The sequence below is a fragment of the Bradyrhizobium manausense genome (genome assembly GCF_018129685.1).
GTDB lineage: Bacteria > Pseudomonadota > Alphaproteobacteria > Rhizobiales > Xanthobacteraceae > Bradyrhizobium > Bradyrhizobium manausense_D.
Genome location: NZ_JAFCLG010000035.1, coordinates 24151 through 31742, shown reverse-complemented (window position 1 = coordinate 31742; position 7592 = coordinate 24151). Strand labels below are relative to the sequence as shown.

Below are 7592 nucleotides of genomic sequence, written 5' to 3'. Positions count from 1 at the left end.
CGACAAGCGCGCAGACATCTTCCTGTCTGCAATCCTGTTGGCAGCCGCAGTCTCATGGTGGACTAATTGAGTCCGGACCCTAGACCTTGCGCCGCGTCGCCCTCACATCGACGACCAGCCGCCAATCGGTTGCGGTGGCGGGCTTGACCTCGCCGAGCCAGTGAAAGGAATCGTCTGTGATTTCAACGAAACTCCAGCGGGTCAGGTCACCGGCTTCGGTCGTGCCCTCCTGCACGATGTCGTCGCCGCGCGGCCTGCCGATCTGCTGACGGAACACACTGCGCCCAGGGTCGAACCAGGAAATCCGCCAGGCGGAAATGGAGGGGTCGTAGACGCGCAGCGTCGTGCCATACCAATTGCCCGCGATCGGAAAGGCCGGCGCTCCTGCGGGTCGCGGAATCATCCAGACATCTTGCACCGCGCGTCCCTCCAGCACCCAGCCGAAATGAATCTCGCCGGCGGCGGTGTGTTTCGTTCCGTCAGCGCCGCGAGCGGTGATCTCGGCATCCCAGTCGCCGACGAAGCGGCCGTAGAGTTGAAGCGCCTCCGCGTGCTCGGGGGCGGGCCCGTCTGCGTGCAACAATCTCTTGAAGTCGGTCATGTCGATCTCCTGTTGCAGCGAGATAAACACGACCGGCCGTCGTCCAACTTGGAGAAAATTGCGCGTCAGACCCCGTCGAGGATGATCACGGTCGGTATCGCCGGCAGCGAATCCCGCGAGATTCGCAAAGAGCGTTCGGTACGGCGGTCGATCTCGAACTGCTTGCCGATGCGTTGCATGAATTCGTCGAGTGGGGTGGCGAAGCGGTGCATCGGCAGCACCACGGAGGCGCGCAGCCGCCTGGTGATGTCCGAGACGCCGTCGAGCGACATCGTGTAGGTGCCGTCGATCGGCACCATCACGATGTCGAGGCGCCCGATCTGGGCAAAGTGACTGTCGTCGAGCTTGTGGTGCAAATGGCCGAGATGGCCGATGCAGAGGCCCGCGACCTCGAAGATGAAGATCGAATTGCCGTCGCGGATCATGTCGGTGCCGGAATCGTCACCGAAATAACGGCGGATGTCGGTCGTGACGTTGCGGATGAAGGTGTCGCCGATCCGTTCCGCCACGACGGCAGGCTTGCCGTCCTCGCCCCAGCCATGCAGCACATGGGGAATTCGCTTGTCGGGATATAAAGAGTAGTGGGTGCTGTGGGCCCGGTTCATGGTGACGACATCGGGCAGCCGGCCGACCTGATAGGCGCCGCTGTAGTCGGTCGCGATGCGTACGCCGCCCGGCGTGTCGATGAAATAGGTGGAATGGCCGGCATAGGTGATCTCGACCTCGGGCGTGGCGGCAGCCTGCCGGAACGCCGCCGGCATTGCGCGGGGCGAAGCGTTCGCCATCGCCAGGCATTCGCTGCGCTGTGACTGCTGAGCGAGGGCAGGTGCAGCTAGCCAGCCGAGAAACGCAACCGTCAGCAACAGTCGAAACATGCAAAACCGTCCGCCGCTCATCGACGATCTGCTGAGTGTATCTATGAATTGTCCTCGCGTCATCTGGTGCCGGCCAGCCGCGCCAATCCACCGCTTGCCTCGATGAGTTTCACGGCCTTCTTGTCGAAAGACACGAAAGTATCGGCTCCAAGCCAATTGCCTTCGTGGGCGATGACGCCATCGGCGAAATCACCTCCGGCATCGAGGAGCACCAATCCCGCCTCGACTGCCGGCCGGTCGACGACCGCATTGGAGGCATTGATCAAGTGCCGGATCGAAGCCGCAATATTCACAGTAGAAGTTTTGTAGCCTCGTGAGAGGACCCAGACCAATTCGCACAATGCCGAGATCGAGATGGCGACTATGTCGGCCTTCTTGAGCAAGGCTTCGGCCGCCTTACTCTGTTCGGCGTCGTCCCCGACCAGAACCCGTACCAGGACGTTGGTGTCGGGTGTTATCTTCATCGCTTGCCGGCCCAGCCGTCAGCAATGACCTCATTCATCTCATCGATAGACAGCGATCGACCGTTCGTCTTTCCTTTCAGGAAACCGAAGGCATCCGAAATCTTTCCGGTTGGCCGAGCTGCCTTCACTTCAACTCGTCCCCCGGGAAGCTTTTCTATCGAGATCTTGTCGCCCGGATGCACACCGAGGTGGTCCAGGAGATCCTTCCGCAAAGTAACTTGCCCCTTTGCCGTAACGGTGAGCGTGCCCATGAGTTACTCGATGCTTGATGTCACCCTTAAGTAAGGCAATTTAGCCTTACTTTCAAGTGGAGACACCCAGCCGGGATCTTACTCCCGCCTTGGACTGAACTTCCAGGTCACCGCCACCAGGCCCGCGGTGATCAGACCGCAGACGATGCCTGCGATCGGGAGCGTGAGCATCAGCGCGGCGGTGGCGGCCCAACCGATCGAGGAGAAGGCTTCGGCAAAGGTGGCAAGCCGCGACGAGGTCTGGCGGCGGCGGAACTGGCTGCGGCGGGCCTGCACGCGGAACCAGAGCTGGATCGCGGTGGCGGAGGTGGCGCCGACGACGATCATGGCTGCCGTGATCGCAGCCTGGAACGGCGAAGCAAAAACCAGCGCGGCAATCAGCGGGCTGAAGATCGCGGCGATGGCGATCAGCACCACCTCGATCTTGGCGCGGATGACGCTGGTGGGCGTCAACGGCGCGGTCGCAACCAGATCGGGCGCGTCCTCGCCTGAGATCGTCAGCCAGGCGAGCCCGCCGGCGAGCTGGCCCGCGGCCATCACGATGACAGGCGTGATCAGTGTCAGCGCCGCGGAGCTGTCGCCAAAGCTGCGCCAGAGCAGCAGCGCCGGCGGCACCAGATAGAGCAGTTGCATCAGGGTCTGCGAGATCAGCCAGGGATCGCGGCAGAGCAGCACGAATTCCTTGCGCCGCAGCGCCTGCTGCCGCGAGCCGCCGCGGAACGGACGGTCCTTCGTGCGCTTGCGGCTGGATGTCCCGTAGGCGGCGGCGTCGATCGCGGTGTCGGCAAAACGGCCCGAGAAGATCGCCATCACGCATCCGAGCAACACCAGCCCAAGGGCCAGGAGCAGCAGCAGCGCCTCGCTGTCGCCCATGGCCGCCCGCGCCGGCCACCACCAGATGCTGTCGACATCGGGCGCGTGCGCAGCGAGGCTACCCGAGGTCAGAATCGTGAAGCGCGACAGTGCGCCATAGGAGATGATCGCCGCGACCTGGAGCGCGATCACGAAACCGGCGCCGATGATCGCAGCCAGGATCTGGGCCACAAAGCGCGTCCGCGCAGGGCCGATCAGGCGAAACAGCAGGATGGTGACCGCAATCGCGACCGCCGCGGCCGACAAGCCCATCGCGACGACCACCCCGAATGCCGCAAGCCAGCGCGCGCCGCCACCGATCACGAGCACGTCGACGAACGGCGTCGAGAACAGCAGCGCCATCGTCGTGACGGTGAGCGCGATCGCGGCGATGCGCACCGAGAACAGATTGGCCAGTGTCGCCGGCGAGGACATGATGAGATCGAGATCGGCGCGCGCGTAAAAGACCCGCGTCACCGACTCGATCGCCTGCGAGAGCATCAAGGTCCAGGCGAGAAGGATCGTCGCCGAGATCACGATCAGCGAGGATTTGTCGAGCGGCAGTTGGAGATTGGCGAAGCGGCCGATCACCGCCCAGGCCGGCACATGCAGCAGTGCGGCAAAGAAGAGGAGACCGATCACCGCGGCGCGGGCGCGCCGCCGCCGGCCGCCCGTCATCATGGCGAACCATTCGCGCCAGGCGAGCCTGAACTCGTGACGGGCAAACCACGAAAGGGCGGTGGCCGAGCTCATGCGGCTTCCTGGAGCGTCACCAGGGCGATGAAGAGATCTTCCAGGCTGGTGTCAGCATGGCCGTTCTGCTGGCGCAGCTCGCTCAACGTGCCCTCGGCAACAAGGCGGCCGGAAGCGATTACGCCGATGCGATCGGCCATGCGCTCCGCCACCTCGAGAATATGCGTCGTCATGATGACGGTGCAGCCGGCGCGGACGCGTTCGCCCAGCAACCCCTTCACATGACGGGCCGAGACGGCATCGAGGCCGGTCAGCGGCTCGTCGAGAATGATGAGGCGCGGGTCGTGAACCAGCGCACCGGCGAGCGCCACTTTCTGGCGCATGCCCTTGGAAAAACCTTCGCAGCGCTCGTGCCGATGCGGCTCCAGCCCCAGCGAGCTCACGAGTTCCTCGGCGACCGGCTTCGCAACAGAAGGCGCGATGCCCCAGAGGCCGGCGACGAATTCGAGATATTCGAGCGGAGTGAGCTTGTCATAAATCATGGGCTCGTCGGAGACCCACGCCATCACCTGCTTGGCGGCAACGGGATCGCGGAGCGCATCGATGCCGAAGATCGAGACGCCGCCCGCGTCGGGCCGGAGCAGGCCCGCAACCATGCGTAAAGTGGTGGTCTTTCCGGCGCCATTGGGGCCGACCAGCGCGTAGAATTCGCCGGCATGGATCGTGAGATCGAGGCTATCGACCGCCAAACGGTCAAAACGCTTCGTTAACCCTCGGACTTCCAGCGCAGAGCTGTCCGGCTTCATGATCGCCACACCATCCGGTTTTGCATCGGTCGCGACCATGACCCGAAGATGTTTCGGCACCGTGAATCGCGCTGCCGCAAACTCCGGCATCCGCCTGAGACGAAAGGCAAGTCACCGTTTGTTGACAGTACCGGGCGGTTCAGGCTGAATTGCCGCCGGGACAAATGGCGCTGACGCAGCGAAACGACTGCGTAGCGGCTGGACACAAGATACGGCAAGGCGGTCGTCAAGAGCCGCTGGTTGTATCGGGAGGACGCGGCGATGCTGGATTTCGTTCAGCAGCTGGTCAGCGGTGTTGCGCTCGGCTGTGTCTACGGCCTGATCGCACTCGGATTCGTGCTCGTCTACAAGGCCACCGAAGTCGTCAATTTCGCGCAGGGCGATCTGATGATGCTGGGAGGCTTTTTCGCCTTCACCTTCATCGGCATGATGGGCCTGAATTACTGGATCGGCTTTGCCGGTGCGGTGGCGGCGATGGCGCTGTTTGGCATGCTTGCCGAGCGGATCGTGGTGCGGCCGATCCTCGGCTATCCGCAATTCTCCATCATCATGGCGACCATCGGCCTCGGCTATTTCCTGCGCTCGGTCGCCGGCATGATCTGGGGGACCGACGATTTCAAGATCGAGACGCCGTTCAGCCAGGGCGTGCTGCGCGTCGGCTCGCTGGTGCTCGCGCACGACAAGCTTTCGGTGATCGCGGCGACGGTCATTCTCTGCACGCTGCTCTGGCTGTTCTTCAACAAGACCACGCTCGGCACCGCGATGCGCGCCAGCTCCGAGAACATGCTGGCGGCGTATTACATGGGCATCCCGGTCAAGCGCGTGGTGTCGATCGTCTGGGCGATCAGCGCTGCGGTGGCGACCTGCGCCGGCGTGCTGCTGGCGCCGATCACCTTCATTCACTCCAATGTCGGCCTCGTGCTCGGGCTGAAGGCGTTTCCGGCGGCGGTGCTCGGCGGCTTCGGCTCGATTCCCGGCGCGGTGGTCGGCGGCGTCCTGATCGGCGTGATCGAGAGCATGGCCGGGTTCTATCTCGCCGAGGGCTGGAAGGACGTCGCGCCGTACATCGTGCTGCTGGCCGTGCTGTTGCTGAAGCCCGAAGGCCTGTTCGGCCTTCATGCCCGCAAGAAGGTCTGAACGCATGCGCTTCCTGTTCAAGACCGACTATGAGGACGACATCAGGCTGTTCCCGCATTCGGGCTATGTCGTCTCCTACGGTCTGCTGCTCGCGGTGCTGCTGATCGCGCCTTACCTGCTCTCCAGCTATTTGATGAGCCAGCTCGTCTTCGTCTGCATTTACGCGACCGTCGGCGTGGCGCTGCTGATCCTGACCGGCTTTACCGGGCAGGCTTCGCTCGGGCACGCCGCGTTCCTGGCGATCGGCGCCTACACGGCGGCGTATTTGCAGAAGTACAACGTGCCATTTCCCGTCTATTTCCTCGCTGCGGGCTTGCTGACCGGCTGCATCGGCGCGCTGGTCGGCTTTCCGGCGCTGCGGCTCCAGGGCATCTATCTCGTCATCGCCACCATCTCCTTTGCCTTCATCGTCGAGGAAATCCTGGCGCGCTGGGAGAGCGTGACCAACGGCAACGAGGGTCTACGCGTCAAGGCGCTGTCGCTGCTCGGCGTGACGGTCTCGCGCGACAGTCCGACGTTCTATTTCCTCTGTCTTGCGGTGCTTGTGCTGACCATCGTCGGCACGCTCAATTTGCTGCGCTCGCCGACGGGCCGCGCCTTCGTCGCGATCCGCGACAGCGAGACGGCGGCGCGCAGCATGGGCGTCAATGTCGCGCTCTACAAGGTGAAGTCCTTTGCGATCTCGGCGGCGATCACCGGCTTTGCCGGCGTGCTGTTCGCGCACAAGCTCTCCTTCATCTCGCCGGAGATGTTCACGCTGCAGCTCTCGATAGAGTTCATCATCGTGATCCTGATCGGCGGCACGTTCAGCCTGCATGGAGCGGTGCTGGGCGCGATCTTCATCGTGATGATCGATCCGTTCCTGACCTATCTGAAGGACGACTTGCCGGGCATCATCGCCGGCGTCGCCGCGACGTTCGGGGCAGGCTCCGCAACGGCGGGAAACATCCAGTCCAAGGTCGCGGCCTTTGCCTCGCTCAACGGTCTCAAGGGCGCGATTTACGGCATCATCATCATGCTGTTCGTGCTGTTCGAGCCGCTCGGCATCTATGGGCGCTGGCTCAAGATCAAGCTCTTCTTTCAACTGTTCCCGCTTTACAAGCGATCGACCTTCAAGCGGCAGAAGATCTACGTGAAGTCGGAGCGGAATCGATGAGCTATTTCCGCGCTGAAAATCTCTCGCTGCATTTCGGGGGCCTCAAGGCCGTCGATGCGGTGTCGTTTGCGGTCGAGCAGGGCGAGATCCTCTCGATCATCGGGCCGAATGGCGCGGGCAAGAGCTCGATCTTCAATCTGATCTCGCGGATCTACAGGCCGACCTCGGGTCGTATCTTCTTCGAAGACCGGGACATCACGGAGGAGCCACCCTACGACATCGCCAGGCTCGGCATCGCCCGCACCTTCCAGAACATCGAGCTGTTCGAGAACGCGACCGTGCTGTCCAACCTTCTGGTCGGGCGTCACCGGCATTCCGCCACGCAGCTCTGGCAGGAATTGCTGTTCCTGCCGAGCGTGCGCGCGGGCGAGAAGGTCCATCGTCGCAGGGTCGAGCAGGTGATCGAATTCCTCGATCTCGAGCCCTATCGCGACAAGCTGATCTCGGGTCTGCCCTACGGCGTGCGCAAGGTCATCGAGCTTGCGCGCGCACTCTGCTCGGAGCCGAGGCTGATCCTGCTGGACGAGCCATCCTCGGGGCTCAATGTCGAGGAGACCGACGACATGTCGTTCTGGATCCGCGACATGAAGAGCGAGCTCGGCATCACCGTGTTGATGGTCGAGCACGACATGTCGCTGGTCAACCGCGTCTCGGATCGCGTCATCGCGCTGAATTACGGCCGCGTGCTGGCGATGGGCACGCCGGCCGAGGTGCAGCAGCATCCTGACGTCGTCGCCGCGTATCTGGGAGCCTGATG

At 63.2% G+C, this 7592-nt stretch carries 9 protein-coding genes; 3 read left to right on the top strand and 6 right to left on the bottom strand.

Going from position 1 to position 7592, the window contains the following annotated elements; all coding sequences use genetic code 11:
- Nucleotides 1-79: 79 nt before the first annotated feature.
- From JQ621_RS34185 to JQ621_RS34160, 6 genes are all read right to left on the bottom strand, one after another.
- The gene (locus JQ621_RS34185) at nt 80-601 is read right to left on the bottom strand and encodes a hypothetical protein (RefSeq protein WP_212241500.1); all 522 of its coding nucleotides are present in this window, start codon (nt 599-601) and stop codon (nt 80-82) included.
- A 65-nt stretch (nt 602-666) separates the two neighbouring features.
- Complete coding sequence (locus JQ621_RS34180; protein WP_212241499.1) at nt 667-1476, bottom strand: MBL fold metallo-hydrolase; 810 nt, start codon at nt 1474-1476, stop codon at nt 667-669.
- Nucleotides 1477-1535: 59 nt separating this feature from the next.
- Nucleotides 1536-1940 (bottom strand): type II toxin-antitoxin system VapC family toxin, encoded by a 405-nt coding sequence (locus tag JQ621_RS34175; protein ID WP_212241498.1) that lies wholly within the window; start codon nt 1938-1940, stop codon nt 1536-1538.
- Entirely contained in the window at nt 1937-2191 is a 255-nt protein-coding gene (locus tag JQ621_RS34170) for an AbrB/MazE/SpoVT family DNA-binding domain-containing protein (protein ID WP_212241497.1), read from the bottom strand. The genes JQ621_RS34175 and JQ621_RS34170 overlap by 4 nt, the downstream gene beginning before the upstream one ends.
- Nucleotides 2192-2269: 78 nt before the next feature.
- The gene (locus tag JQ621_RS34165; RefSeq protein ID WP_212241496.1) at nt 2270-3796 is read right to left on the bottom strand and encodes a permease; all 1527 of its coding nucleotides are present in this window, start codon (nt 3794-3796) and stop codon (nt 2270-2272) included.
- Nucleotides 3793-4542 (bottom strand): ABC transporter ATP-binding protein, encoded by a 750-nt coding sequence (locus JQ621_RS34160; RefSeq protein WP_212241502.1) that lies wholly within the window; start codon nt 4540-4542, stop codon nt 3793-3795. The genes JQ621_RS34165 and JQ621_RS34160 overlap by 4 nt, the downstream gene beginning before the upstream one ends.
- 261 nt (nt 4543-4803) lie before the next feature.
- On the opposite strand from JQ621_RS34160, the gene JQ621_RS34155 reads away from it, so the two are divergent.
- Genes JQ621_RS34155 through JQ621_RS34145 form a run of 3 tightly spaced genes read left to right on the top strand, consistent with a single transcriptional unit; the run spans nt 4804 to nt 7590 of the window.
- A complete protein-coding gene (locus tag JQ621_RS34155) occupies nt 4804-5679 on the top strand; it encodes a branched-chain amino acid ABC transporter permease (RefSeq protein ID WP_212241495.1) in 876 nt (291 codons plus the stop codon).
- Between the two features lie 4 nt (nt 5680-5683).
- The gene (locus JQ621_RS34150; RefSeq protein ID WP_212241494.1) at nt 5684-6835 is read left to right on the top strand and encodes a branched-chain amino acid ABC transporter permease; all 1152 of its coding nucleotides are present in this window, start codon (nt 5684-5686) and stop codon (nt 6833-6835) included.
- Nucleotides 6832-7590 (top strand): ABC transporter ATP-binding protein, encoded by a 759-nt coding sequence (locus tag JQ621_RS34145; RefSeq protein WP_212241493.1) that lies wholly within the window; start codon nt 6832-6834, stop codon nt 7588-7590. Before JQ621_RS34150 ends, JQ621_RS34145 begins: the two co-directional genes overlap by 4 nt.
- The last annotated feature ends 2 nt before the right edge of the window (nt 7591-7592 follow it).